The organism is Rhizobium sp. BK399 (assembly GCF_014194695.1).
Classification (GTDB): Bacteria; Pseudomonadota; Alphaproteobacteria; order Rhizobiales; family Rhizobiaceae; genus Rhizobium.
The window spans coordinates 283,227-308,481 of sequence record NZ_JACIAH010000004.1 but is presented as its reverse complement, the minus strand read 5'-3'; the positions used below and the strand labels follow the sequence as shown (position 1 = coordinate 308,481).

Genomic DNA, 25,255 nt, shown 5'->3' with positions numbered 1-25,255 from the left:
AATGTCGTGTTTGTTTTGACTTCTTCGCAGTGGGAAGAAGGTGGCCCAAAAGGCTCTAACGAGGGGGCAACCCGGCGTTCCGTCATCGCGCCCCCGCGCTGACGTCCGCTCTTTTGTTCGGTTGTCCCCTCGTCTGCCCTCGCAGGGCGTCTCTCCCCGAGTGAGGAGAAGACGAGGTTGCGGATGAAGTTATCGTCCGCCGATTACGCCGATGTAGTCAGAGACCCAACGGTGATAGGGTACGCACTCATTCTGCGTCGTGCACTTCGCAGTCGGCGTTCTCCAGAACTTGATCTTGTCGAAGTGGTCGTAGCCGTTGGTTGCGCAACCTTCGTCGGTCAGCAGTTCGTTGCCCTTGCAGGCGGCGGGAACCGACGGCACGGCGCCGAACCAGGCAGCGGCGTCGCCCTGGACCTTGGCCTGCAGCGAATGCTCCATCCACATGTAGGCGCAGTTCGGATGCTCGCTGTCGACGTGCAGCATGGTCGTGTCAGCCCAGCCGGTCGCCCCTTCTTCCGGGAAAGTCGAGGCGATCTTCTGCTTGTCGGCCTGCATCAGGTTGACCTGGAACGGCCAGGAGCCGGAGGCGACGACGCCTTCGTTCTTGAAGTCGTCGATCTGGATCATCGCGTCGTGCCAGTAGCGCGAAACGAGCTTGCGCTGGCCGCGCAACAGCTCGATCGCAGCCTTGTACTGATCTTCGTTCAGCTCGTAGGGATCTTTGATGCCGAGTTCAGGCTTGTGGGCCATCAGGTAAAGGGCGGCATCGGCGATATAGATCGGGCCGTCATAGGCCTGGATGCGCCCCTTGTTGGATTTGCCGTCCGGAAGCGTTTCTTCCTCGAACACGACCTTCCAGCTGGTCGGTGCCTTACCCTTGAAGGCGTCGGTGTTGTACATCAGCACGTTCGGTCCCCAGAGATAGGGAACGCCGTAGTGGACGTCCTTGACGGTGTACCAAGGGCCCTTCTGCAGGCGGGGGTCGACGTTCTTGAAGCTCGGGATCAGATCGGTGTTGATCGGCTGGACCCGCTTGCCGGCGATCAGCCGAAGCGATGCATCGCCGGAGGCGGTGACGAGGTCGAACCCGCCTTCGTTCATCAGCGAGACCATTTCGTCCGAGGTCGCGGCCGTCTTGACGGAGACCTTGCAGCCGGTTTCCTTCTCGAAGCTGGTGACCCAGTCGTAGCTCTTGTCGCTTTCGCCGCGTTCTATGTAGCCCGCCCAAGCGACGATGCTGACCGCACCTTCGCCCTTGCCCAGTGCCTTCAGCGGTTCGGCGGCCGCGACCTGCGTCACGAAGCTCAGGCTCGCGACGGCAGCCGTGCACGATTTCAGAAGATATTTCATCTGATGTCTCCCGGTTTTGCCACTTTTCGTGGCGTTATGTTCCCGGTTAGAAAAGTGCGCCGAATTCTCCGGTTTCGCAAATTCATTTATCAGAAAGCCGATATCGGAATTTCCGATATCGCGACCAATCGTCAACGCGGCCGACCGGACCGCAGCGCTTCGGCTATGCCGACGAAATCGCGCGCCGCTTGCGGCAGGCTCGACCCCTTGCGCCAGACCATGCCGACCTGCACGACTGGCAGCGAGCCGGACACGTCGCGGCTCTCGATTCGATCGCCTTCGAGCGACCAGGGGCGATAGACGAGATCAGGCAACAGTGCCACCCCGGCGCCCGTCGCGACCAGGCTGCGAACTGCTTCCACCGAGCGCGTGCGGAAGGCAACATGCGGACGGGCACCGAGCGCCGACAGCAGTTTGCCGGTGTTTTCCTCGATTTCGTCGACGGTCAGCATAATCAGCGGTTCGCGGGCAATGTCGGCGACGGAAATGATGTCCGCGGAAACGAGAGGATGGCCCATGGGCAGCCACAACCGATAAGGCGACGTTTCCAGGATTTCGGCCTGCAGGGCCATGCGGTCACGCAGGTTGGAAATGACCATGACAGCCACATCGAGCTCGCCGCCGACCAGCAGATGTTCGAGATAGCCGCCATTGTCCTCGATGGCGCTGACTTCGACGCCCGGGCAGGCGCGGCGATAGCGGGCCAACAGGTCTGAGAGCACGTAGCCGGCAACGAGCGAAGTGACGCCGATGTTGAGCGTGCCTGAAAGCTCGTTCTGCTTGCCAGAGAAGCTGGTGCGCGCATCAGAGACGCTTGCGAGGATCTTGGTCGCATGCCGCAGGAACTGATGGCCGTTGTGAGTGATCGTCAGGCCGCGCGGATGGCGCTCGAAGAGCTCGACCCCAAGGTCGGTTTCCAGTTCCTTCAACGCCTCCGTAACCGAGGATTGCGAGATCGAAAGGTTCTGCGCGGCACGCGTTACGGAGCCTTGTTCGGCGACGGCGACGAAATACTGGATCTGGCGAAGCGTGAAGGCCATGCGCCGTTAGAGCATGGCCGCGAGGACGTTGGCAAGCATCGGGAAAGCTTGGACCTTTTTTGGTACTAATCCCATACTGACGCAAACTTGGAGGTCGCGTTTAAGTATTCGGAAACGTCATTTCTCTAGCGTCGAAGCCACTCGTATTGCGTTGGAGCTTGTTAATGGCGGAGCAGTTGGCGTGAGGGCCTTACTGCGCATCTTCCGGCCTTCCCGGAAATTGGTGTTTATCATCGCTGGCGTCGCTCTCCTTGGGGGCGTCTCCGGCGGTGCCGCTGTTTATATCGGCAAGGACAATATCCTCGGTCCCTCCGTCGAAGCAAGCAATGGGCTGACCTGCACCGACGTCAATCTCGTTACCATCAAGAAGCAGAACCGCGTCTGGATCCGCAAGTATATCAAGACCGAACCGACCGACGGCATGATGCGGGTCAAGACTGCGCTTCGCGTGGCAAAAGCGATTTACGATGCGCAGAAACCCGATCTCGTGCAGGTCGTGGTTCTCGATACTAACGGACCGACGTTGCGCTCGGACATTCGCGGTCGGGCGATCGGCGCCGACGTCGTCTATATCCCGCATCCCGATTCCGTGCTCGAAAGCGCGGACGCCAAGACCTATACCGCGCGCTACTACGATGGAAAGGCTGCCGCGAATGGACTCTTCTTCGGCGAGCGCGTCGATCTGCCGGAGGACGAGATCACCGCGATGAATGCGTCCTTCAGGGACTATACGGACTGTATCGATCCGATCGCCGTTGCTGCCACGAAGGGCGGGGAAGGCGAGGGCAAGAAGGGCGGAAAAAACGGCGAGGCGAAGGAAGAGAAACCGGCGGAAGGCGGTGAGCATGGTTCCGCGCCGGCCGAAGAACCCGCCGCGGCGGAAGCCGCGCCTGCTGCCGGCCACTAACAGACTTCAACAAAAAGGCGGCAAGCCCGGGGCTGCCGCCTTTGTCTATTCCGCATAAACCGGCTCAGTCAGCCTTGCTGCGGCGAGCCGGGAAGAGGATGACGTCGCGAATCGACGGGGCGTTGGTGAGCAGCATGATCAGGCGGTCAACGCCGATGCCGAGGCCACCTGCGGGCGGCATGCCCTGGTCGATCGCATCGAGGAATTCGTCGTCCAGCTGCTTTTCCTTTTCGCCGCGGGCATGCGCCTGCTCCAGCTGCTCGACCATGCGGCGGCGCTGTTCTTCCGGATCGTTGAGCTCCGAGAAGGCGTTGCCGAGTTCCCAGGCGTTGCAATAGGTCTCGAAGCGCTCGACGAGGCGCGGCTCGCCCGGTACTTCCTTGGCGAAGGGCGAGATGTCCTTCGGGAAATGGGTGACGTGGCTCGGCTGGATGAGCGTCGCTTCGACCTTCTCTTCGAAGATGAAGGCAAGGCATTCGCCCCAGGTCCAGTCCTTCTCGACCGCGAAGCCGGCAGCCTTGGCGGCTGAACGGGCTTCCTCATCCGTCTTCATGGCGAGGAAGTCGAGACCGGTCACTTCCTTGACGGCATCGGGCATCGGCACGCGCTTGAACGGACCCTTGAAGGAGATCGTCTTGTCGCCGAAGGGGAAGTCCGTCGTGCCGTGGATCGACAGCGCGATGCTTTCGAACATCCGCTCCACGAGGTCCATGATGTCCTCGTAGTCGGCATAGGCCCAATAGCACTCCATCATCGTGAATTCAGGATTGTGCCGTGTCGAGACGCCTTCGTTGCGGAAGTTGCGGTTGATCTCGAACACCTTGTCGGTGAGGCCGGAGACCAGCGTGCGCTTCAGGAACAATTCCGGAGCGATGCGCAGATACATATCCTGCTTCAGCGTGTTGTGGTGCGTCTTGAATGGGTCTGCCGTGGCGCCGCCGTAGACCGAATGCAGCATTGGCGTTTCGACTTCCATGAAGCCGTCGTTTTCCATGAAGCGGCGGATGCCGGAAACGATCTTCGAACGCTGCTGGAAGCGGAGCTTCGATTCCTCGTTGGTCATGATGTCGAGGTGACGCTTGCGATAGCGGATCTCGATGTCGGAAACGCCATGCCACTTCTCCGGCATGGGGAGCAGCGACTTGGTCAGCATGGTGATTTCGCGGGCGTTGATCGACAGCTCGCCGCGCTTGGTGCGACGCACGGTGCCTGTTACACCAATGATGTCGCCGATATCGATCATGCCGAGCATGTTGCGGGCTTCTTCCGGCGTCACGTCCTTGTGGCTGAAGATCTGGATCTTGCCGCCGGCGTCATGGATATCCATGAACATGCCTGAATTGCGCGAGGAATAGACGCGACCGGCAACGGCCACGACATCCTGCGTTTCAACGTCAGCTTCGAGATCCTTGTACTTCTCCGCCAGTTCGGCATTCGTGATCGTCCGGTGGAAATGCGCCGGATAGACGTCGCCGATCTGTTCGCGCAGCAGCTTCAGCTTCTGGGCGCGGACTTCTGTTGCGTCGGAGGACAGGGTCGCTGTTTCAGTCTTTTCGGTCATGATGCAAACGTCCGGTTCAGTTCTTCGGGCCGACGAGGGAGGCGACTGCCTGAGAGGCCAGTTTCAGCCTCTGGCGCACGACGGAGCGACCGAGGATCGCCATGGAGTCGAACAGCGGCAGCGAGCGCGACGAGCCTGATACGGCAACGAAGAGCGGGGCCACGATGACCTTCAGCTTCTTGCCCATGCGATCGGCAATCGCGCGCAGTTCGGCTTCGATTGTTTCGACGTTCCATTCCAGGATCTTTTCGAGATCCGGCTGCACGGTGTTGAGGATCTCGAGGATCTCTTCCGGCGGCGACTTGATCTTGGCGAAAGCCGAGGGGTCGACACCGAGATCGGACTTCAGCAGGAAGCCCGCGAGATCAGGCAGTTCGCCAAGCTTGGAGATACGCGACTGCGACAGGCGCAGGCCGGCCTTCAGACGATCGTTCTCCATCGCCCAGTCGAGCACGCGGGCCTGGAATTCTTCTTCCGACAGTTTCTCGCGGATCCAACGACCGTTCAGCCAGTCGAGCTTCTGGATGTCGAAGATCGCGCCGGCCTTGGAAAGGTTCTCAGGATCGAACTTCTCGGAGAGCTCGTCCATATCAAGCAGTTCTTCGCCTTCGGCGATCTGCACGAAGAACAGGCCGAGGAAGTTCATCAGCGCTTCCGGAATGTAGCCGAGAGCGGAGTAATAGGAGATCGACGTCGGGTTCTTGCGCTTCGAGAGCTTCGACTTGTCGGCATTGCGCATCAGAGAAAGATGCATGAACACCGGCTGTTCCCAACCGAAATAGCGGTAAAGCAGGATGTGCTTCGGTACCGAAGCCAACCACTCTTCGCCGCGGGCGACATGGGTGATCTTCATCAGATGGTCGTCGATGACATTCGCCATGTGATAGGTCGGCATGCCGTCGCCCTTGATCAGGACCTGCATGTCGACCGAATCCCACGGAATGCTGACATCGCCATAGACGCCGTCGGTGAAGTCGCAGGAGCCCTCGGTCGGGATCTTCATGCGGATGACCGAGCCCTCGCCAGCGGCCATCTTGGCGCTGACCTCTTCGGCGGAGTATTTCAGGCAAAGACCGTCATACTTCGGCGCCTTGCCGGCGGCGCGCTGCTCTTCGCGCATCTTTTCAAGACGCTCGGGCGTGCAGAAACAGCGGAAGGCATGGCCCTTGTCGAGCAGTTCCTGGCCGTAGGGCGTGTAGATGTCCTTGCGGTCGGACTGACGGTAGGGGCCGTAGGGGCCGCCGATGTCGGGACCTTCCTTCCATTCAAGGCCGCACCATTTCAGCGCGTCCAACACTTTCGTCTCGAATTCCGGTGTCGAGCGCGTGGCATCGGTGTCTTCGATGCGCAGGATGAACTCGCCGCCGTTCTTCTTGGCGAAAAGATAGTTGAAGAGTGCGATGTAAGCAGTGCCAACATGCGGCTCGCCGGTCGGCGAGGGAGCAATGCGGACGCGGACGCCGGAAGCTGTCATTTTTATGTGCCCGTCAAATGAATGCCGGACGGCTTTTCCTGAGAAAGCGACGTTCGGCCGGAAAGAATGCAGATAACTGGATCAGGAAACCGGCCGGAAAAGGGCACTGCCCCCGTTCATCCGCCGATTGCCCATTTGGCTGGCCTTAAGGCCATATTCGACCGCGCGCGTCAAGGAAAATGGGCAGTTGGGTCAACGAACCGGCCAGACGTACAGAAGAACCGGTACGCTGACGAGGACGATGATGAAGGACAGCGGCAGGCCGAGGCGGGGGTAGTCGCTGAAACGATAGCCGCCGGGACCGAAGACCAGCGTGTTGCATTGGTGGCCGATCGGCGTCAGGAAATCGCAGCCGGCCCCGATGGCGACCCCCATCAGGAAGGCTTCCGGTCTATAGCCGAGGGTGTGGGCAAAGCTCGCCGCTATCGGCGCCATGACCAGGACAGTTGCGGCGTTGTTGAGGAACGGGGTCACCGCCATGGCGGTAATGACGATCAGCGCCAATGCGCCGAAGGGCGGCATCTGGGCCGCAAAATGGCCAAGCCACCCGGCAATCAGATCACTGCCGCCGGTCGTTCGCAATGTGTCGGAGACGGGGATCAGGGCGGCAAGCATGATGAGGATCGGGCCGTCCACCGCCTTGTAGACCTCGGCGAGAGGGACTGCCCGGAAAACCACCATCGCCAGCGCCGCGCAGAAGAAGGCGACCGAAACCGGAACCATTCCGGCCGCCGTCACTGCCATGGCAATCCCGAGGATCAGCAGCGGCACGTAGGCCCTGCGTGGCGTCCCAAGCATGATCTCGCGCTGCGCCAACGGAAGACAGGAGAATTCCTGCAGGAAGGCCGGCAGGTTTCGACGGCTGCCCTGCAACACAAGAACGTCGCCGGCGCGCAGCGTGACTTCGCTCAGCCGTTCCGTCAGCCGGTGGCCGTGTCGGCTGACCGCAAGCAGGTTGATGCGCCGGCGGTTCCAGAGCGAGAGCTGGCGCGCGGACCAGCCGATCAGCATGGACTCGGAGGAGACCACTGCTTCGATCGAAGTCACGTCACCTTCCGTCTTTGCCTCGGGGATCGGCTTGCCTGAAAGCTTGAGCTTGGCGTTGGAAACGACGCGGTCCAAGGCTTCAGGACGCCCCTCCAGCAGGATCGTGTCGCCTGGCTTCAGGAGAATATCGGGGAATGGCGAGAGGCGCGAATGCCCGCGAAGGATCGCGGTTGCGACCACTTCGCCATCTCCGAGCTGCAGGATTTCGTTAAGCTTCTTGCCTTCGAAGCCGGAGCCTTCGACCACCGTTGCTTCGGAGAAATAGTTCTTCAAATCCAACGCTTCCTCAAGCGATGGGTTCTCGTTCTGTCGCTCGGGAACGAGCCAGTGGCAAAAGATCAAGAAGACGATACCGACCAGAGCAAGCGTCGCGCCGACGGGTGTGAAGTCAAACATCGTGAAGGGTGTTCCGGTGATTTCGCCGCGAAGTCGCGAGACCACGATGTTCGGTGAGGTGCCGATCTGCGTCATCAACCCGCCGAGAAGCGCGGCAAAGCTCATCGGCATCAGGTAGAGCGACGGCGACCTCCCGCTCTTTCGGGCAAACTGGAAGGCGACCGGGATCATGATCGCCAGCGCGCCGATATTCTTGATGAAGGCCGATAGAACCGCAACGACGATGAGCAGCAAGGCGAGCTGCGCGTGTGGCTTGGTCAGGTTGGGGAACAAGCGCTTGATCGTGCTGTCGACGATGCCCGAACGCGCCACACCGGCACTGACCACGAGCGCACTGCCGACGATGATGACAATATCGTCGCTGAAGCCGGAAAATGCCTTGTCGAAAGGCACAATGCCGACACAGATGGCCAGCACCAAAGCGCAACATGCAACCAGATCATAGCGAAACCGGTCCCAGATGAAGACCGCCATCATCAGGCCGATGACGCCGAAGGCGAGTATCTGTTGGGTCGTCATGCTCTTCCGAAAACTGAAACTCGGCAGCAGAGAACCTCCTGCCGTGAAGTCATAACTGTACCGCGCCGTCGGCTATTCAATCCCCGGCGGTGCGCAAAAGCTCGGACAGACGTCAGCGATCGGGATGGGGATAACGATCTCAGCCGTTACCGACGATGCGGATGGTTTCCGCGAGAATTTCGTTAGAGAGAGCCTCGTCATCGACCGCGCGCGCCATGACAAGGGCGCCTACGAGACTTGCAAGATCGGCAATCGCTTTGCCGCGATCGGCTTGGTCGCCGGTCTTTTCCTGCAATGTCTCCATCTGATCTATGCGCTTCCTAACATAACTGGCGATCACGCCACGCTTTCCGCTTGGCAGACGCGCAAGTTCCGGGCCGAGGGAGGCCACTGTGCAGCCATTTTCGGCTTCGTCTCGATGCGCTTTGGAGAGGTAGGTCTCGGCCAACGCCGCGACCGAGGGAAAATCCTCCTCCGATCTCAGGCTTTCATCCATGGCGTAGCTCAAAGCTTCGGCCGCGAGGTCGCCCTTCGATTTGAAATGACCATAAAAGCCGCCATGCGTAAGTCCGGCGCTTTTCATAACCTCATCGACGCCGACCGCATGGATTCCCTTTTCGCGAAACAGCCTTCCGGCCGCGTCGATGATCCGCTTGCGGTTTTGGTCTGCCTGTTCCTTGGTTGGGCGCATTTTTTGGCCTCTCCTGATTTGCTCTTGACAAATTATATGACGTTCGTCATTTCATTGCAAATGAATGACGACCGTAATTTAAAAAGTGATGACCAACGAAAGAGGACGATGACAATGCGATACAGGATCTTCGGCCGGACCGGCCTTCGCGTCTCCAGCCTGGCACTCGGCACGGGCAACTTCGGAACCGGCTGGGGCTACGGCTCGAGCCGTGAGGAGGCTAAAGTCGTGTTTGATGGCTACCGCAATGCGGGTGGCAACTTTGTCGATACGGCAGATCAGTATCAATTCGGCCAGTCTGAGACGATGCTAGGCGAATTCATCGCCAGCGACCGGGATGACATCGTCGTCGCGACGAAGTTCTCGCTCGGGGATCGTCATGGCGCCGGCCTGCAGGCTACCGGGAACAGCCGCAAGGCGATGGTGCAATCAGTCGAAGCGAGCCTGAAGCGGCTCGGCACCGATCGCATCGATCTCCTCTGGGCCCATATGCCTGATGCGGTGACGCCGATCGACGAAATCATGCGCGGCTTCGACGATCTCGTCCGCTCGGGCAAGATCCTCTACGCTGGCCTCTCCGACTTTCCGGCCTGGCGCGTGGCGACGGGTGCGACGCTTGCGGAGCTGCGCGGTTGGGCGCCGTTGTCGGCCTTGCAACTGGAATACAGCCTTGTCGAGCGTACGTCCGAGCGCGAGCTTCTGCCGATGGCGGCCGCCTTTGGTCTGGGTACTGTCGGCTGGTCGCCGCTCGGCGGCGGGCTGCTGACCGGCAAGTACCGCAAGGGCGAAACCGGCCGGAAGCAGGGACTTGGCGTCGTTATTCATGCCGAAAGCGATGCCCGCAAGACCGCAGCAGTCGACGCGGTGCTTGCCATTGCCGAGGAGACCGGCGTCTCCGCCGGCCAGGTTGCCATCGCCTGGGTGTTGCACAAAGGCACGCTGCCAATCATCGGACCGCGTACGGCGGCGCAGCTGTCGGACAACCTCGCAGCGCTTGATGTAAAGCTAACCGATGAACAGGTCCGGCGCCTCGACGAAGCGAGCGCCATACCGCTCGGTTTCCCGCATGACGTGGTCTCCCGCAGCCGCGATACGCTTGCCGGGGCCAAGGCCGATTTCATTGACTGGCCAACGGTTGCCGTTCGCTGACGCCGAAGGCGAGTCGTGCCGTCTCGTGGCGGCGGCACGGGATTCGGAGCCGCTATTGTTGCAGCTCGGCCAGCGCCCTGCGCAGAGGCGTGTCGGAGATCTGAATCCAGCCTGAGAATGGGATATCCATATCGAGCACGACGAAGATCGACAGCGATATCAGCAGCGCCGAGATCGAGAACATCAGCACGACGATGATGTTTCTCGGCGCTCGATAGCCAAAGCTCGCAAAGATCAACGTCAGCCATGCTGTCAGCATGCTAATGAGGGGCCTCGGAATGACGCCTTCCGACTGTTCGACGATGACCCATCGCTGCTCCACGATCCTCTGGTACTGCTGGCGGGCGTCGTTCCACAGCGCAACGTGTCCGGGGTCGGACGGCCTGATCAGCGAAAGACCGTCGCCGACGGCATTGAGGGCAAATTCGGTCGTCCGGTCACTCTTGACCAATGGATCCGGCGCCGTACGTGCAGGATTGGTGAGGGCTTTCTCGACGTAATTCTGCAGCCGCTTGCGGGTTTCGGTGGCTTCGAGGCCGTAGGTGCGCAAGGTCCTGTCGAGAAGAATGATCTGCGTCGCGAAGGCGTGAACGTTCTTGTCGATCTCGCCGAAGGTATTCTTTGACGAGTTGATCATCAGGCCAAAGACGAGCGATGTCATCACGACGAAGATGTTGGCGACGAGCCGGACGACCGTATTGGTCTCGTCCTGGCGGTGATGAACCGGCAACTTCGAGTAGGTCAGCATCGTTCCGATCGAGGCTGTCATGAGCAAAGCGAAAACAGCGGCCGCCACCAGCAATTCCAGCCCCATCTTTCGTCGCGCCCTCCTCTGCTCTTGGGGCAAACTAGCTGTTTTGTTTGATTTTGCCAGTGGACGCTATCGGACGGCTGGACAAATGCACCGGTGGGTATAGCTTCCGCCGCGGAATTCATGCTGGAGATAGCAATGACGGATCTTTTGAACATACCGGTGAAGCTGGCTGACGGTCGCGAGACGACCCTGAACGATCACCGCGGCAAGGTGATCCTGGTCGTCAATGTCGCTTCCAAATGTGGCCTGACGGTCCAGTACGAAGGACTTGAGAAGCTCTATGAGGACAAGCGCGAGCGCGGCTTCGTGATCGCCGCCTTTCCAGCGAACAATTTCAAGGGGCAGGAACCGGGCACGGATGCCGAGATCGTTGAGTTCTGCACCCTCACATATAACGTTAAGTTTCCGATCTTCTCAAAGATCTCGGTCAAGGGCGATGACAAGCACCCGCTCTATCAATTGCTGACAACTTCCGCCGGCACCGCGGTCGGGGACGGCCCGATGCGGGAGCGCTTGCGTACTCACGGGATCGAGACCGGCGACAAGAGCGATATCCTCTGGAACTTTGAAAAGTTTCTAATTGGTCGCAATGGCAAGGTCGTGGCGCGGTTTGCGCCTGATATCACGGCGGAAGATCAGCGACTGGTCTTGGCGATCGACAAGGAACTGGCAGCGTCGGCCTGACGCTGTAGCGAACAGCAAGCGCGGCCGTCATGCATGGACGACGGCCGCCCCGTTCAGAAACAGATCAGCGCACATCTTTGCCCGGTTGGCGATCTCTTCGATCCCAGGCGCGGGCCGCTGGCGCAGCATTGTCGCGCGCTGCGGCTCCATGGTCATCATCCCGCGCAACATGCCGCATGCGGCATGCGGATCCTCGAGGGCGATCGCACCGCGCTCGATCTGCCTGCGCAGCCATCCCTCCATCAGCGTATTGGTTCGGACTACGGCTCGTTCGTAGAACGAATTCGCGATCTCCGGGAAGCGATCGGACTCGCCGATCACAAGCCGTATCATGGTGATCGTATCTTCCGAGAGCGTCAGCATGCCGTAGGCCATCAGCATCCGCTCCAACCCTTGGCGTAGATCAGCTGCCGCAAGCGTAGTCGGGTCGAGCGCCAGCAGAAAACGGCCAATGCGATCGGAAATAAGGTCCGAGAAAAGATCGGCCTTCGTTGGAAAGAGGCGGTAGAGCGTCTTCGTCGATACGCCCGCTTCCTGGGCAATCGCCGCGATGCTGGCGGTTGCGAATCCATTTTCATGAAACTGCCGGCTTGCAGCCTCGATGATGACGCTCCGGGTGTCCTCGTCGCAGCGCATTTGCGGTCTGCCACGCGGCTTTCTCTCGATTTCGTGATTTTGGACCATCACTATTTTCCAAATTCGTGTTGACATCGACTTTATAGTGAATATTTTGGAAAACGTCAATTTTCCTTTTATGCATCACGGCCGCAGCTTCCTCTCACGGCGACCCTGATCCGGAGAAAACAATGACCATCCAGAAGCTGCATGCTCTGAACAACAACGCCCCAGCCACCGAAACGGTGGCAGAGATAGCGCCGGAAACCCTCGAAGCCGGCAAGCCGCTGCCAGTGGCGGCGCCGGTTGCCGCCTCTGAGGGCAAGCAAGCCCGCAAGCGCCGACCGGGCCGGTCGTTGCTGCTCGGTGCGGCTGCGCTCGCAATCGTCGCCGCCGGTGCTTACTACGGACACGATTACTGGACGGTCGGCCGTTTCCATGTGTCGACAGACGACGCCTATGTGAAGGCGGACACCAGCGCGATTGCCCCCAAGGTCTCCGGCTATCTCGCCGAGGTGCTTGTGCGGGACAACGAACCGGTCAGGGTTGGTCAGCCGCTTGCACGCATCGACGACCGCGATTTCCGCACAGCGCTCGATCAGGCAAAGGCGGACGTTGCCGCCGCGACGGCCACATTGAGCGCGAAGCGGGCCGCCCTCGAGATCCAGCAATCGACGATCGCCGCCGCCCGCGCCACCGTCGAGGTTGACAAGGCGAACGAGACTTTCGCCGAGCAGAACAACAAGCGCTATTCGAGCCTCGCCACAAGCGGCTATGCCCCGGTCCAGACCGCCCAGCAGGCCGCGTCGCAGATCGCCGCCACTCAGGCGACGATCGTGCGCGATACGGCCGCCCTCGACGCCGCGGTCAAGCAGGTCGATCTTCTGAACGCCGAGCTTGCGCAGGCAAAGGCCACTCTGGCCCGAAGCCAGGCGATCGAGCATCGGGCCGAACTCAACCTCTCTTACGCGACGATCGTCGCGCCGGTCGATGGCACCGTCGGGAACCGCACCCTGCGCGTCGGCCAATACGTTCAGGCAGGCACACAGCTGATGTCGGTCGTTCCCGTCAGCGCGGCCTACATTATTGCGAACTATAAGGAAACACAGCTGACCGACGTGCATGCCGGCCAGCCGGTCGAAATCGAAGTCGATACGTTCCCGGGCCGAACATATCGCGGTCATGTCGACAGTATCGCGCCGGCAAGTGGCCAGGAATTCGCTCTGCTGCCACCTGACAACGCTACGGGCAACTTCACCAAGGTCGTGCAGCGTATCCCAGTCAAGATCGTGCTCGATGGCAAAGACACTGCCAATGGCGATCTTCGCCCTGGCATGTCGGTGCAGCCAAGCATCGACACCAAGGCCGCCGATACAGCTCATGGAGCGTAACAGGCGCGGGATGAGGATCTTGTCATGTCTACTTCAATTGCAGTCTCCCAGCCCCGAGCCAGCACCAAGGATTGGATAGCCGTTTGCGCCGGCATGATCGGCGCGTTCATGGCAATTCTCAACATTCAGATCACCAATGCTTCGCTGCTCAACATCGAGGGCGGTATCGGAACGGGCGTCGACAACGGCGCCTGGATCTCCACCTCCTATCTGATCGGCGAGATCGTCGTCATACCGCTGACGGCCTATTTCAGCAGCGTCTTCTCGTTTCGCCGCTACATTCTCGTCAATTCCATCCTCTTTCCGCTGTTTTCAATGGCCTGTGCGTTCGCACACGACCTTGGCACGATGATCCTGTTTCGCGGCCTCCAGGGGTTCGCCGGCGGCGTCCTGATCCCTATGGCTTTCACCATGGTTCTGACCAAGCTGCCCAAGAGCCAGCAGCCGCTCGGCCTGGCGCTCTTTGCGCTGTCCGTGACCTTCGCGCCTGCCATCGGGCCGACGATCGGCGGATACCTTACAGAGAACTACGGCTGGCAGACGATCTTCTTCATCAATACCCTTCCGAGCGCCATCATGGCGGTGGCCCTTGCTCTGACGCTGCAGAAGCAACCGATGCAGTTGCATTTGCTGAAGGAAGGCGACTGGGCGGGCATCGCCACCATGGCAATCGGCCTTTCCGCCTTGCAGACGGTGCTCGAGGAAGGGAACAAGGACGACTGGTTCTCCTCGCCCTTCATCATCAAGCTGAGCATTGTTGCCTTTGTCTTCCTTGCAGCCTTCATCTGGATCGAGCTCAAGGTCGAAAAGCCGCTGGTGAAGTTGCGCCTGCTGAAGCAGCGCAATTTCGGCATCGGTGTTTTCGTCAACGTGCTGGTCGGCGTGGCCCTGTTCGGTTCCGTCTACATTGTCCCGCAATATCTCGGCCAAGTGCAGCGTTACAACGCCGAGCAGATCGGCAACGTTCTCGCATGGACCGGTTTGCCGCAGTTGATGTTGATCCCTCTGATCCCCTGGATGATGAAGCGCGTGGACGTCCGTGTGCTCGCCGTCGTCGGCGTGAGCGTCTTTTCCATCAGTTGCTTCATGAACATCTGGCTGTCGCCCGACAATGCAGGCGACCAGTTCTGGATCCCGAACATCGTGCGCGCCATGGGTCAGGCACTCGTCATCACGCCGGTCACCGCCATCACCACGGGCGGCATCGCTGCAGCGGACGCTGCGGCTGCCTCGGGCCTGACGAATATGCTGCGCAACCTCGGCGGCGCCGTCGGCACTGCCTCGCTGGGTACGATCCTGACGAAGCGCGAGCAGTTCCATTCGAACATCATCGGTCAGTCGGTGACGCTTGCCCGTGACGAGGTTCGCGACCGGCTCACCCAGACGACGAACTATTTTCTGGCGCACGGTGTTTCGGACCCGGCACTCGCCACCCAAAAGGCCATCGTCGCCTTGGGTCAGATCGTCAAGCGCCAGGCGCTGATCCTCGGCTTCAGCGACACGTTCGCCGTCATCGGCGCAGTGCTTGCGATCGCCGCGTTCGCCTTGCTCTTCACGCGGAAGACGCAGGCCGGCGGCGCCGGCGCGCACTGACCGCCATTCGTCAAATCGCGAGCGAGGGCCGGCGTCAGCCGGCCCTCGTTTTATAACCGGCGGTGCTGGCGACGAAACTCGCTCGGTGAACAATGTTCGCGATCCTGAAACAGCCGCGAAAAATAGAACGCGTCGTCAATGCCGATGGCGTGCGAGACCGCCTCGATCGAAAGATCGGATGTTGCCAATAACTGCTTCGCCCGGTCGATGCGGAGGCGCAGCTGGAACGCTTTCGGCGACAGGCCGAGAGCGGTGTGGAACCGACGTCGCAGTGTTGCCGGAGACACGCCGAATTCCTGTGCTAGGGAATGCATATCGATCGGCTCGAATGCACGACGTTGCAGGGTTTCGATCACCAATTCCAGCTTTAGTTCCCCGCCATCGTCCCTGCGCGTGTTTGCCTGGCGCGCGCCCTGGATGGCAATGCGGTGAAGCGTTGCCGCTGCCGATGCGAGGCCGAGCGGATCGCCTGCGGCGAAGTCCGAGTGCAGCGCGCCGAAGAGATGCTGCATCTCTCGAACATTGTGCAGGCGCACGAGCGGCGCTGTTATCGAAATTAGGCGCTGGCCGATCAGGTCCGCCATCAATGTCCCCTCGAAGAGCGCCCATCGCTCCTCCCAGCTTTCATTCTGGGCGGGACCATAGGAATGCAATGTGCCGGCGGGCAGCCAGAAGAGCGACGGGCCATTGATCTCTTGTATGCCGGCCTTCACCGTCTGCAGCGTGCCGCGTCCGGCTTCCACCAACACGACCGCATGCATGAGCAGGCGGCGGTTGATGATACGCGTTCCGATACGCTGGCGTCCGAATCCCGCGACCGCGATTGCCGTCCGGTCGGAAGAGGGGGAACGGTAGAGAGCAATCGGACCGTCCATCATGAGCGAAAAGTCCAGTAACGCCTTTCGTCCATGGCGAACCTCTTTTGTTACCTTCAGATTTCCAGCGTTTCTATCTCACTTTGGGAGTGATCGGAATGTCAAGTCTCGCCTTAGATCGCGGGTCAACTCAAGCGCCGGCAATCGACCTAGTCGCCAACGGAAAGATCCTTTCGACCGTTCCGAACCGGCTGGGGGCGCTGGAGCCGACGGATCCGTCGATCGGCGTGGAGGCGATCCGCAGGCTGTATCACGAACACGGTTATGTCTGGTTGAAGCGGTTTCTCGATCCCGCTGCCGTCAACGCCTTTCGCGGCTGGGTTTTCGCGCATCTGGCGCGTGGCGGGCTGATCGCGCCCGGCTCCGATCCGATGATGGGGCTGTCCGCCAATGCGGTGCCGGACAAAAGCCAAGTGGATCGCATCCTCATGTCGCTCGTGCGTTCGGTTGCTTTCGAGGGCTTTTGTGCCCAGAGGCGGCTTGGGCAGTTTATGGACGAGTTCCTCTCGGGGATTTCCTATTTGCATAAGCGGAAGATTATGCGTTTCACCCAGCCCGGCACGACGACCGCCACGCCTGCTCACTACGATCTCGTCTATCTGCGCGGCGGTACGAGCCGGCTGGTGACGGCCTGGATTCCGATCGGCGATACACCGGTCGATATGGGCGGCCTCGTCTACCTCGAGGGGTCGCATGCCATCGGCGCGCGCATGGAGGAGGCGTTCGCCAGGAAGAGCCAGGATCTCTCCGCCGAGGAGAGGATCAGCGCCTTCAATCGCAACATGACCGAGGGCGGCTGGGTTTCAAAGGACCTTCCCGAGATGGCGGAGCGCTTCGACACGCGCTGGCTGATCGCTGACTACGAGGCCGGAGACGTGGTGTTGCACAGCCCGTACATGATCCATGCCTCGACCACCAACCAGAGTGCTTCGAACCGGATCAGACTGTCGACAGATATACGCTACCAGAACGTCGATGACGAGATCGACGCGCGTTGGAGCAACCACTGGAGTTTGGGGGACATGCTGTAGGGCGCGGCCCCAGAACCGCGCCCTCAGCATTTTAGTGACTGCCTTGCTTTTTCCGCTGGCGAGCATTGCGGGCGAAGATGTTGAGCACTTCCACCAAGGCGGAGAAGGCCATCGCGGCATAGACGTAACCCTTCGGAACATGGAAGCCCATGCCTTCGGCGATCAGGGTCGTGCCGATCATCATCAGGAAGGCGAGGGCCAGCATCACGATGGTCGGGTTTCTCTCGATGAAGTTCGCGAGCGGCGTTGCGGCAACCAGCATGACGGTCACGGCGGCAATCACGGCGACGACCATAATCGGCAGGTGCGGCGTCATGCCGACGGCGGTGATGATGCTGTCGACCGAGAAGACGAGGTCGAGTAGCAGGATCTGGCCGATTGCGGCTGTAAAGCCGGCCGTCGCGGCAGTGCCAATGAAATCTTCGTTGTGATCGGCCGGATCGACGTTGTGATGGATTTCCTTCGTCGCCTTCCATAGCAGGAAAAGACCACCAGCGATGAGGATGATGTCCTTCCAGGAGAAGCCGTGGCCAAACAGTTCGAAGATCGGCGTCGTCAGCTTGACGATCCAGGCAATGGTGCCGAGGAGAGCAAGACGCATGATGAGGGCAAGGCCGATGCCGACCTTGCGCGCTTTTTCGCGATGTTCGGGCGGAAGCTTGTTGGTGAGAATCGAGATGAAGATGAGGTTATCGATCCCGAGGACCACTTCCATCACCACGAGGGTAACGAGAGCCACCCATGCGGCCGGGTCCTGAACGAGCATCATGATATCTTGCATCAGCGTTTATCCCCTTGCGCCACAGAATCTGACGCTCGCAATGTACGGACGCGTCCTGCCTTGGCAAGCGCGCAAGGGGATATACGAAAGCCGAGTGACTTTTATTCCTTGATGGGGATCCAGATTTCCGTCAGACCCATGCCGGTATAGGGATCGAAACGCTCGTCGTAGCGCTCGAACATGTCGGGCAGACTGCTAAATTCCATACCGGAGTTCGGCACCCACTCCCCGAAGATCCGGTGCATCGTCGCCGGAATGCCCGAGACATGGCCGCGATGGGCAAAGACCGCATAGCGCTGGCCAGGGATTTTCAAGGTGACAAAGCCGTCGGGCAGGTCGCTGCCGTCGTTGACTTCCACGGCTGCCATGTAGCGGAATTTTTCCGCCTCTCCTTCAATATGTGTGCAGACGCCATAGGCGACATTGCCAATCTGGCCGGGAATGCTGCCGAAATGCACATTGAATGTCTGCCACAGCGAGGGGATCGCGGCATTGCCGCCATAGGGGTAGGTCTCCTGCAAGCCGGCAAAGAGCATCGGCGGCAAGGTTTCGAAGCGCGGCGGTTCGAGTTCGGGAAGGCGAGCGGGGTCCATGCGGATAGGTTCCAGAAGTGCGAGGTTGTGTATGTGCCCTTGCTTGCGCACGGCGTCCGGCGTGACGCCGAATTGGTCGCGAAAGGCACGGGTGAACGCCTCGTGCGAGCCATAACCCGCGTCGAGGGCAACCTCGAGAATGTTGGCCGGCTGGTTGACCAGCATCCGTGCCGCACCGCTCAGGCGGCGGGCGCGGATATAGCTGCTGATCGAACGACCGGTGACGAGTCCGAAGACGCGCGAAAGATGGTAGCGCGAAAGCCCGGCAACGTCCGAAATCTCTTCCAGAGTAATGTCGTTGCCGAAATGACTTTCGATAAACCAGATCGCTCGTGCGACGGCGCTCATTCTTTCTCCCTTGGCTGCATTTCCTTCATAGCGAAGGGCAGCAGACCGCGTTTGATCCCAGTTGCGGGATTCTGGCGCGGATGGGGAAGGAAATCAAAAGCTCAGGCGGGATCGCTCCGCTTGGCGCCATAGGCGGCCATGAAAACGCGGATGGCGCCACAGATGACACGCTCTATCTCGGGTCCCGACGGCGGTTGTTCCATGCTGCCGAAGAGCCGAAACTTGAAGAAGCTGCCACTGGAGAGATCCAGGAATTGCCCCGCAGCCAAGTCGATGTCTTCGATCTGCAATTGCCCGGTCTGAACGTAGCGCTCGAGATAATCGTGCAGGATAGTCCGGAGGTTCTCCGGCCCTTTGAAGAAACGTTGACAGAGAGCCGGCATGCGCTCACGAACTCCGAGCACCGTGCGCATGGCGCTGATGACCTTTTCATCGGTCATGTGCGCGATGAAGCTTACACCAAAGTCGTGAAGGCCTTCCTCGACATCGTCATGCTCTTCAAGCGTCGTGCGCATCGATGCGATGAAGGCGGCCCGTTCACTTTCGATTATCGCCGTGAACAGCTCTTCCTTGTTGGCGAAGTAGACATAGAGCGTTCCCTTTGAAACTCCGGCTTCGCGCGTCACATCGTTCATGCTCGCGGCATCGAAGCCAAGCTTCATGAAAACGCGGCGGGCGCCGTCGAGAATCTGTTTGCGCTTGGCGGGATCTTCGCCAGCGGCCCAACGGCCACCTATCGAGGGGGTATCGTCCACGCGCGTATCGGAAAGCTCTGTCATCGCTCCTTAACCATGTTCGCATCAGCGAATTTTTCATTAATAAAACCGAACCAATCGGTTCGATATATCTTGATATGAATGGAAAAAGGTTCTATGTCAACTGAACCGAACCGTTCAGTTCGATTAAATTCACTCAATTTGCCCGGTAGTCGCTCATGTCGTCCAGTCCAAAAGCCAATGTTGCCCGCATCGTCAGCGAAACCGATGAAGCCGAAGGCAAGGCTCGGGAAGTAGCAATCCCTGCTGCGGAAGCACCGCGCACGCCGCAGAGTCCTGGCGATACGCAGGCTGTTCCCGCCGAAAAGAAGAAAAAGCGCAGTCTCGCGCTGCCGATCATCGGCCTTGTCCTTCTCGCCGGTGCCGCCTGGTACGGATACGACTGGTGGACGACGGGCCGTTTCATGGTGTCGACCGACGATGCCTATATCGAAGGCGACATCGCAACCATCTCGCCGAAGGTCACCGGCTATGTCGCCAAGGTGAACGTCGTTGCCAACCAGAAGGTCAAGGCAGGCGATGTGCTCGCGACGCTTGATGACGGCGATTACAAGCTTGCTCTCGATCAGGCCGTCGCTTCCCTCGAGACGGAAAAGCTCTCGCTGCAGCGCATCGATGCACAGATCGCCGGCGGGCAGGCAAGTCTTGATCAGGCCGAGGCTCAGAAGACGGCCCTCGAAGCCACCGTTCGCGGCGCGCAGATCACCCAGACCCGCGCTGCCGAGTTGCAATCCAAGTCCGTTGGCACGACCGCCAACCTCGATGCGGCTAACATCGCGCTTGATCAGGCCAAGGCAAACCTCGTTGGTGGTGATGCGGCGATTGCATCCGCGCACGCCAACGTCACACTCCTGCAGGCGCAGCGCCGCGAAGCCGAGGGTACGATCCGCCAGCTGGAGCTTTCGCGCGATAAGGCGGCCCGTGACCTCTCCTTCACGATCCTGAAGGCGCCCTATGAGGGCGTCGTCGGCAACCGGTCGGTGCAGGAAGGCGATCTGGTATCGCCTGGTCAGCGGCTGATGGCGCTTGTCCCGGTCCGTCAGCTCTATATCGACGCAAACTTCAAGGAAACGCAGATCCAGCATCTGGTTCCCGGCTCGAAGGTCAACGTCCATGTCGATGCTTATGGCGATCATCCGATCGTTGGCACGGTCGAGTCGATCTCGCCGGCCTCCGGCTCGGTCTTCTCGCTGCTGCCGCCGGAAAACGCCACCGGTAACTTCACCAAGATTATCCAGCGCGTCCCGGTGCGCATCGCCCTGCCGCAAGATGCTCTCGACAGCGGCCGCCTGCGGGCCGGCCTTAGTGTCGTCGTCGATGTCGATACGCGCACCGCGCCGGATGCCGGCAAGTAAGATCCTGACGAGGTAGGCCCATGGCCGGCAGCGCAACAGTTGGAACCATCCCGGCCGCTCCGGCGGCCGCGGAGCACATGGACCCACGCAAGCTCATCGCCTTCTTCGCGATGGTGCTTGGCATGTTCATGTCGATCCTCGACATTCAGATCGTCTCGGCATCGCTTGCCGAAATCCAGGCGGGCCTCAGCGCCGGTTCGGACGAGATCGGCTGGGTACAGACATCTTACCTGATCGCCGAAGTCATCATGATTCCGCTATCAGGCACCCTCGCGCGCATCGTTTCGACGCGATACCTGTTCGCGGCCTCGGCTGCAGGGTTCACCATGGCGAGCGCGCTCTGCGCAACGGCGACGAACATCGACCAGATGATCGTGTACCGCGCCATCCAGGGCTTCATCGGCGGCGGCATGATCCCGTCGGTCTTCGCGGCCGCCTTCACCATCTTCCCGCCGTCCAAGCGCAGCATCGTGTCGCCGATCATCGGTCTGATCGCAACGCTTGCGCCGACGATCGGCCCGACCGTCGGCGGTTATCTCAGCCACGCGTTCTCCTGGCACTGGCTGTTCCTGGTCAACATCGTGCCGGGCATCATCGTCACGATCGTTACCTGGAATTTCATCGATTTCGACAGGCCGGAATTCGCGCTGATCAAGAAGTTTGACTGGTGGGGGCTGCTGTCGATGGGTGTCTTCCTCGGTGCGCTGGAATACGTGCTCGAGGAAGGCAACTCCAACGACTGGTTCAACGACAGTTATATTTTCATGGGCGCGATCGCCTCTGCGATTGCTGCCGTTGTCTTCTTCTATCGGGCCTTCACCGTCGAATTTCCGGTGGTCGACCTGAGAGCCTTCACCAACCGGAACTTCGCTTTCGGTTCGGTGTTCTCCTTCGTCATGGGCATCGGCCTTTACGGACTGACTTACATCTACCCGGTCTATCTCGGGCGCATTCGCGGCTACGACTCGCTGATGATCGGCGAGACCATGTTCGTGTCTGGCCTCGCGATGTTCTTCACGGCGCCGATCGCTGGAAAGCTGTCGACGAAGATGGATCTCAGGCTGATGATGGTCATCGGTTTCGTCAGCTTCGCATGCGGCACCTACATCATGACGCACCTGACCCAGGATTGGGACTTCTACGAACTCTTTATTCCGCAGATCTTCCGCGGCTTCGGGCTGATGATGTGCATGGTGCCGATCAACAACATCGCGCTCGGTACGATGCCGCCCGCCCGTATGCGCGGCGCGTCCGGCCTCTTCAATCTGACTCGCAACCTTGGCGGCGCGGTGGGGCTGGCTGTGATCAACACGGTGCTGACGAACCGACAGGACGTGCACTACGAGCGACTGCGCGAAAATATCGATTGGGGCAATCCGGCGGCGATTGACCAGATGAACAACATGGCGGCGAACTTCAACACCTACGGCATGGACGGCGCTGCTGTTGCCATCAAGCAGATGGTTGGACTTGTTACGAAACAGGCAATCGTTCTGTCTTTCAGTGACGTCTTCCTGATGCTGACCGTGTTATTCCTTGCGATGATCTTCGGTGTCTTGATGCTGGACAAGCCTGCGCCACAAGGCGGAAGCGGTGGTGGCGGAGGTCACTAAGAAGGCATATCAAACCAGCTTGCGAGGCCGGTCCGGACAACGGGCCGGCCTTTGCTTTTGCACAAAGATTTGACGTGAACGGAAACGTTTGCAGTTTTTGATTTACGTACATCAAATTTGGAGTTAAAGGTCTCGTCAGGAGGAAAGATGAGGCCAACAGTTCACGATATCGCTGCTGCGGCAGGCGTCAGCCTGGCGACCGTCGACCGGGTTTTGAACCAGCGGCCGGGCGTACGCCACGTGACCCGCGAGAAGGTCGAGAACGCGATTCGCGAGATCGGCTATGTCAGGGACGTTGCTGCCGCCAACCTTGCCAAGGGCCGGACCTACCCACTCGTCTTCATCCTCCCGGCCAGCGACAACTCCTTCATGCACGGTCTGAACGACGAGGTACGCGCCGCCGTCGCCCGCTCGCCCGCCGAGCGGACGGATATTCGCACGATCGAGGTGCCGGCCTTTGATCCGACCGCGCTCGTCACGGTCCTGGATGAGCTTTGCGAGGAGCGGCCTTCGGGGATCGCCCTTGTCGCCACGGATGCGCCTGATGTGCGCGACGCCGTCGACCGACTGGTGAATGACGGCATTCCCGTCGTGACCCTTGTCTCCGATCTTACCGGCTCGCAGCGCCATCACTATGCCGGTGTCGACAACATCGCTGCCGGCCGTACAGCCGCGCGGCTGCTGGGCCGTTTCCTCAGTAGCGCAAAGGGCGAGATCGCCGTGCTCGCCGGTTCGATGCTGGTGCGCGACCATCGCGAACGCCTCGAAGGCTTTGCCGCCGTTATCGCGGCGGAGTTTCCATCGCTCTCCATCCTGCCTGTCATCGAAGGCCGCGACGATCCCGAGATGGCGTATATGCTGGTTGCGGACGCGCTGTCGAAGAAAAGCGGCATCATCGGGGTCTACAGCCTCGGCGCTGGTAATCGTGGCCTGATCAGGGCGTTGAAGGAAAAGGCGGTCGATCGGTCGCTGACGGTCATCGCCCATGAACTGACCGCCCATACCCGCGCTGCGCTGCTCGACGGCACCATTGACGCAATTCTCAACCAGAATGCGGGCCATGAAGTGCGCAGCGCCATCCGCGTCCTCAAGGCGAAGGCGGACGGGCTTGCCGTCATCGAGGCGCAGGAACGCATCCGCCTCGACATTTTTCTAAAAGACAATCTGCCGTAACGGCAAAGGGAGAAACACATGTATCTGGGTCTCGATCTCGGAACCTCCGGCGTCAAAGCCATGCTGATCGACGGCGATCAGAAGATCATCGGTTCGGCCAATGGTTCGCTCGACGTTTCGCGCCCGCATTCCGGCTGGTCGGAGCAGGAGCCTTCGCACTGGATCCGTGCAACGGAAGAGGCGGTTGCCGGGCTGAAGGCAAAGCACCCGAAGGAGCTCGCCGCCGTGAAGGGTATTGGCCTCTCCGGCCAGATGCATGGCGCGACCCTGCTTGATGCCGACGACAAGGTGCTGCGCCCCTGCATTCTCTGGAACGATACGCGCTCCTATGTCGAAGCGGCTGCCCTGGATTCCGATCCGCGCTTCCGCAAGCTGACCGGCAACATCGTTTTCCCCGGCTTTACCGCGCCGAAGCTTGCCTGGGTTGCCAAGCATGAGCCTGCGATCTTTGCCAAGGTCGCCAAGGTGCTGCTGCCGAAGGATTACCTGCGCCTCTGGCTAACAGGCGAGCACATCTCCGAGATGTCGGACTCCGCTGGTACCTCCTGGCTGGATACGGGCAAGCGCGCATGGTCCTCTGAGCTTCTCGCGGCGACGGGTCTCGATGAAAAGCAGATGCCTCGCCTGATCGAAGGCACGGAGCAGGGCGGCAAGCTGCGCGGTGAGTTGGCCGGGCAGTGGGGCATGTCGGGAAGCGTCGTCGTTGCCGGCGGCGCCGGCGACAACGCGGCTTCGGCTTGCGGCATGGGCACCGTCAGCGATGGCGCGGCCTTCGTGTCGCTCGGCACCTCGGGCGTTCTCTTTGCGGCCAATGCCGCCTACCTGCCGAAGCCGGAAAGCGCCGTACACGCCTTCTGCCACGCGCTGCCCAACACCTGGCATCAGATGGGTGTTATCCTCTCGGCGACGGACGCACTGAACTGGCATTCCAGCGTGACTGGAAAGTCGGCTGCGGATCTGACCACCGAGCTCGGCGAAACGCTAAAGGCTCCGTCAGGCGTTACCTTCCTTCCCTATCTCTCCGGCGAGCGCACGCCGCATAACGATGCCGTCATCCGCGGTGCGTTCATCGGCCTCGAGCATGAGAGCAGCCGCGTCGTGCTGACCCAGGCGGTTCTCGAAGGCGTGTCCTTCGCCATCCGCGACAATCTCGAAGCGCTGCGCTCGGCGGGCACGGATATTTCCCGCGTCACGGCAATCGGCGGCGGCTCGCGCTCGCGCTACTGGCTGGCCTCGATCGCAACCGCGCTCGGCGTTCCCGTCGACCTGCCCGCCGATGGCGACTTCGGCGCTGCGTTCGGCGCGGCGCGTCTCGGCCTGATTGCGGCAACAGGTGCCGATCCGGTTGCCGTCTGCACGCCACCGAAGACGGCTGGCACGATCGAGCCCGTCGCGGCGCTCTCTGGCGCCTACGAAGATGCCTACAAGCGCTACCGCGCTCTCTACCCGGCGATCAAATCGCTGCAGCACTGAACCCAG

The 25,255-nt window shown here is 60.4% G+C and carries 22 protein-coding genes; 10 read left to right on the top strand and 12 right to left on the bottom strand.

All coding sequences use genetic code 11. The features are described 5' to 3' along the window. Positions 1–189: 189 nt before the first annotated feature. Together FHT97_RS12230 and FHT97_RS12225 are read right to left on the bottom strand one after the other, a co-directional pair. Positions 190–1,350 (bottom strand): ABC transporter substrate-binding protein, encoded by a 1,161-nt coding sequence (locus FHT97_RS12230; protein WP_183862441.1) that lies wholly within the window; start codon positions 1,348–1,350, stop codon positions 190–192. A gap of 131 nt (positions 1,351–1,481) precedes the next feature. After that, complete coding sequence (locus FHT97_RS12225; protein ID WP_114714357.1) at positions 1,482–2,390, bottom strand: LysR family transcriptional regulator; 909 nt, start codon at positions 2,388–2,390, stop codon at positions 1,482–1,484. A 181-nt stretch (positions 2,391–2,571) separates the two neighbouring features. On the opposite strand from FHT97_RS12225, the gene FHT97_RS12220 reads away from it, so the two are divergent. Further along, positions 2,572–3,297 (top strand): hypothetical protein, encoded by a 726-nt coding sequence (locus FHT97_RS12220; RefSeq protein ID WP_183862439.1) that lies wholly within the window; start codon positions 2,572–2,574, stop codon positions 3,295–3,297. A gap of 64 nt (positions 3,298–3,361) precedes the next feature. Here FHT97_RS12220 and lysS read toward each other — a convergent pair whose 3' ends face one another. The 4 genes from lysS to FHT97_RS12200 all read right to left on the bottom strand — a co-directional run bounded on the left by lysS (position 3,362) and on the right by FHT97_RS12200 (position 8,985). Beyond that, positions 3,362–4,858, bottom strand: a complete 1,497-nt coding sequence (gene lysS, locus FHT97_RS12215) for a lysine--tRNA ligase (RefSeq protein WP_183862437.1) — start codon at positions 4,856–4,858, stop codon at positions 3,362–3,364. 16 nt (positions 4,859–4,874) lie between these two features. Next, positions 4,875–6,332, bottom strand: coding sequence for a glutamate--tRNA ligase (gltX, locus tag FHT97_RS12210; RefSeq protein ID WP_183862435.1), 1,458 nt, complete (start codon positions 6,330–6,332; stop codon positions 4,875–4,877). Between the two features lie 192 nt (positions 6,333–6,524). Beyond that, positions 6,525–8,294: an SLC13 family permease gene (locus tag FHT97_RS12205; protein ID WP_183862433.1), complete on the bottom strand. Its 1,770-nt coding sequence runs from the start codon at positions 8,292–8,294 to the stop codon at positions 6,525–6,527. 139 nt (positions 8,295–8,433) lie between these two features. Further along, the gene (locus FHT97_RS12200) at positions 8,434–8,985 is read right to left on the bottom strand and encodes a TetR/AcrR family transcriptional regulator (RefSeq protein ID WP_183862431.1); all 552 of its coding nucleotides are present in this window, start codon (positions 8,983–8,985) and stop codon (positions 8,434–8,436) included. A 114-nt stretch (positions 8,986–9,099) separates the two neighbouring features. Between FHT97_RS12200 and FHT97_RS12195 the strand changes: the two genes are divergently transcribed. Continuing rightward, the gene (locus tag FHT97_RS12195) at positions 9,100–10,134 is read left to right on the top strand and encodes an aldo/keto reductase (RefSeq protein ID WP_183862429.1); all 1,035 of its coding nucleotides are present in this window, start codon (positions 9,100–9,102) and stop codon (positions 10,132–10,134) included. 52 nt (positions 10,135–10,186) lie between these two features. On the opposite strand, the gene FHT97_RS12190 is transcribed toward FHT97_RS12195, so the two are convergent. Continuing rightward, positions 10,187–10,948 (bottom strand): hypothetical protein, encoded by a 762-nt coding sequence (locus FHT97_RS12190; RefSeq protein ID WP_183755904.1) that lies wholly within the window; start codon positions 10,946–10,948, stop codon positions 10,187–10,189. Between the two features lie 135 nt (positions 10,949–11,083). Here FHT97_RS12190 and FHT97_RS12185 point away from each other — a divergent pair, with 135 nt between their 5' ends. Continuing rightward, the gene (locus tag FHT97_RS12185) at positions 11,084–11,632 is read left to right on the top strand and encodes a glutathione peroxidase (RefSeq protein WP_183862427.1); all 549 of its coding nucleotides are present in this window, start codon (positions 11,084–11,086) and stop codon (positions 11,630–11,632) included. A gap of 27 nt (positions 11,633–11,659) precedes the next feature. Here the strand turns inward: FHT97_RS12185 and FHT97_RS12180 are convergent, their stop codons facing one another. Beyond that, positions 11,660–12,316 carry a TetR/AcrR family transcriptional regulator gene (locus FHT97_RS12180; RefSeq protein ID WP_183862425.1) on the bottom strand — a complete coding sequence of 219 codons (657 nt, stop codon included), beginning with the start codon at positions 12,314–12,316 and terminating at the stop codon, positions 11,660–11,662. 122 nt (positions 12,317–12,438) lie between these two features. Here FHT97_RS12180 and FHT97_RS12175 point away from each other — a divergent pair, with 122 nt between their 5' ends. Both FHT97_RS12175 and FHT97_RS12170 read left to right on the top strand, forming a co-directional pair. After that, positions 12,439–13,638 carry an HlyD family secretion protein gene (locus FHT97_RS12175; protein ID WP_183862423.1) on the top strand — a complete coding sequence of 400 codons (1,200 nt, stop codon included), beginning with the start codon at positions 12,439–12,441 and terminating at the stop codon, positions 13,636–13,638. 24 nt (positions 13,639–13,662) lie between these two features. Next, positions 13,663–15,231 (top strand): DHA2 family efflux MFS transporter permease subunit, encoded by a 1,569-nt coding sequence (locus FHT97_RS12170; protein ID WP_183862421.1) that lies wholly within the window; start codon positions 13,663–13,665, stop codon positions 15,229–15,231. A 50-nt stretch (positions 15,232–15,281) separates the two neighbouring features. Here FHT97_RS12170 and FHT97_RS12165 read toward each other — a convergent pair whose 3' ends face one another. Next, complete coding sequence (locus tag FHT97_RS12165) at positions 15,282–16,109, bottom strand: AraC family transcriptional regulator (protein ID WP_183862419.1); 828 nt, start codon at positions 16,107–16,109, stop codon at positions 15,282–15,284. Between the two features lie 95 nt (positions 16,110–16,204). Between FHT97_RS12165 and FHT97_RS12160 the strand changes: the two genes are divergently transcribed. Continuing rightward, on the top strand, positions 16,205–17,137 hold the full coding sequence (locus FHT97_RS12160; RefSeq protein ID WP_183862417.1) for a phytanoyl-CoA dioxygenase family protein: 933 nt from the start codon (positions 16,205–16,207) through the stop codon (positions 17,135–17,137). Between the two features lie 31 nt (positions 17,138–17,168). On the opposite strand, the gene FHT97_RS12155 is transcribed toward FHT97_RS12160, so the two are convergent. The 3 genes from FHT97_RS12155 to FHT97_RS12145 all read right to left on the bottom strand — a co-directional run bounded on the left by FHT97_RS12155 (position 17,169) and on the right by FHT97_RS12145 (position 19,638). Further along, a complete protein-coding gene (locus FHT97_RS12155) occupies positions 17,169–17,918 on the bottom strand; it encodes a TerC family protein (RefSeq protein ID WP_183755897.1) in 750 nt (249 codons plus the stop codon). Positions 17,919–18,019: 101 nt separating this feature from the next. Further along, the gene (locus FHT97_RS12150) at positions 18,020–18,859 is read right to left on the bottom strand and encodes an AraC family transcriptional regulator (RefSeq protein ID WP_183862415.1); all 840 of its coding nucleotides are present in this window, start codon (positions 18,857–18,859) and stop codon (positions 18,020–18,022) included. Between the two features lie 101 nt (positions 18,860–18,960). Beyond that, positions 18,961–19,638, bottom strand: a complete 678-nt coding sequence (locus tag FHT97_RS12145) for a TetR/AcrR family transcriptional regulator (RefSeq protein ID WP_183755895.1) — start codon at positions 19,636–19,638, stop codon at positions 18,961–18,963. A gap of 155 nt (positions 19,639–19,793) precedes the next feature. Between FHT97_RS12145 and FHT97_RS12140 the strand changes: the two genes are divergently transcribed. The 4 genes from FHT97_RS12140 to xylB all read left to right on the top strand — a co-directional run bounded on the left by FHT97_RS12140 (position 19,794) and on the right by xylB (position 25,249). After that, positions 19,794–20,990 carry an HlyD family secretion protein gene (locus tag FHT97_RS12140; RefSeq protein WP_183755894.1) on the top strand — a complete coding sequence of 399 codons (1,197 nt, stop codon included), beginning with the start codon at positions 19,794–19,796 and terminating at the stop codon, positions 20,988–20,990. Positions 20,991–21,010: 20 nt separating this feature from the next. After that, positions 21,011–22,603: a DHA2 family efflux MFS transporter permease subunit gene (locus FHT97_RS12135; RefSeq protein WP_183862413.1), complete on the top strand. Its 1,593-nt coding sequence runs from the start codon at positions 21,011–21,013 to the stop codon at positions 22,601–22,603. Positions 22,604–22,750: 147 nt separating this feature from the next. After that, the gene (locus tag FHT97_RS12130) at positions 22,751–23,776 is read left to right on the top strand and encodes a LacI family DNA-binding transcriptional regulator (RefSeq protein ID WP_183862411.1); all 1,026 of its coding nucleotides are present in this window, start codon (positions 22,751–22,753) and stop codon (positions 23,774–23,776) included. A gap of 18 nt (positions 23,777–23,794) precedes the next feature. After that, the gene (gene xylB / locus FHT97_RS12125; RefSeq protein ID WP_183862410.1) at positions 23,795–25,249 is read left to right on the top strand and encodes a xylulokinase; all 1,455 of its coding nucleotides are present in this window, start codon (positions 23,795–23,797) and stop codon (positions 25,247–25,249) included. The last annotated feature ends 6 nt before the right edge of the window (positions 25,250–25,255 follow it).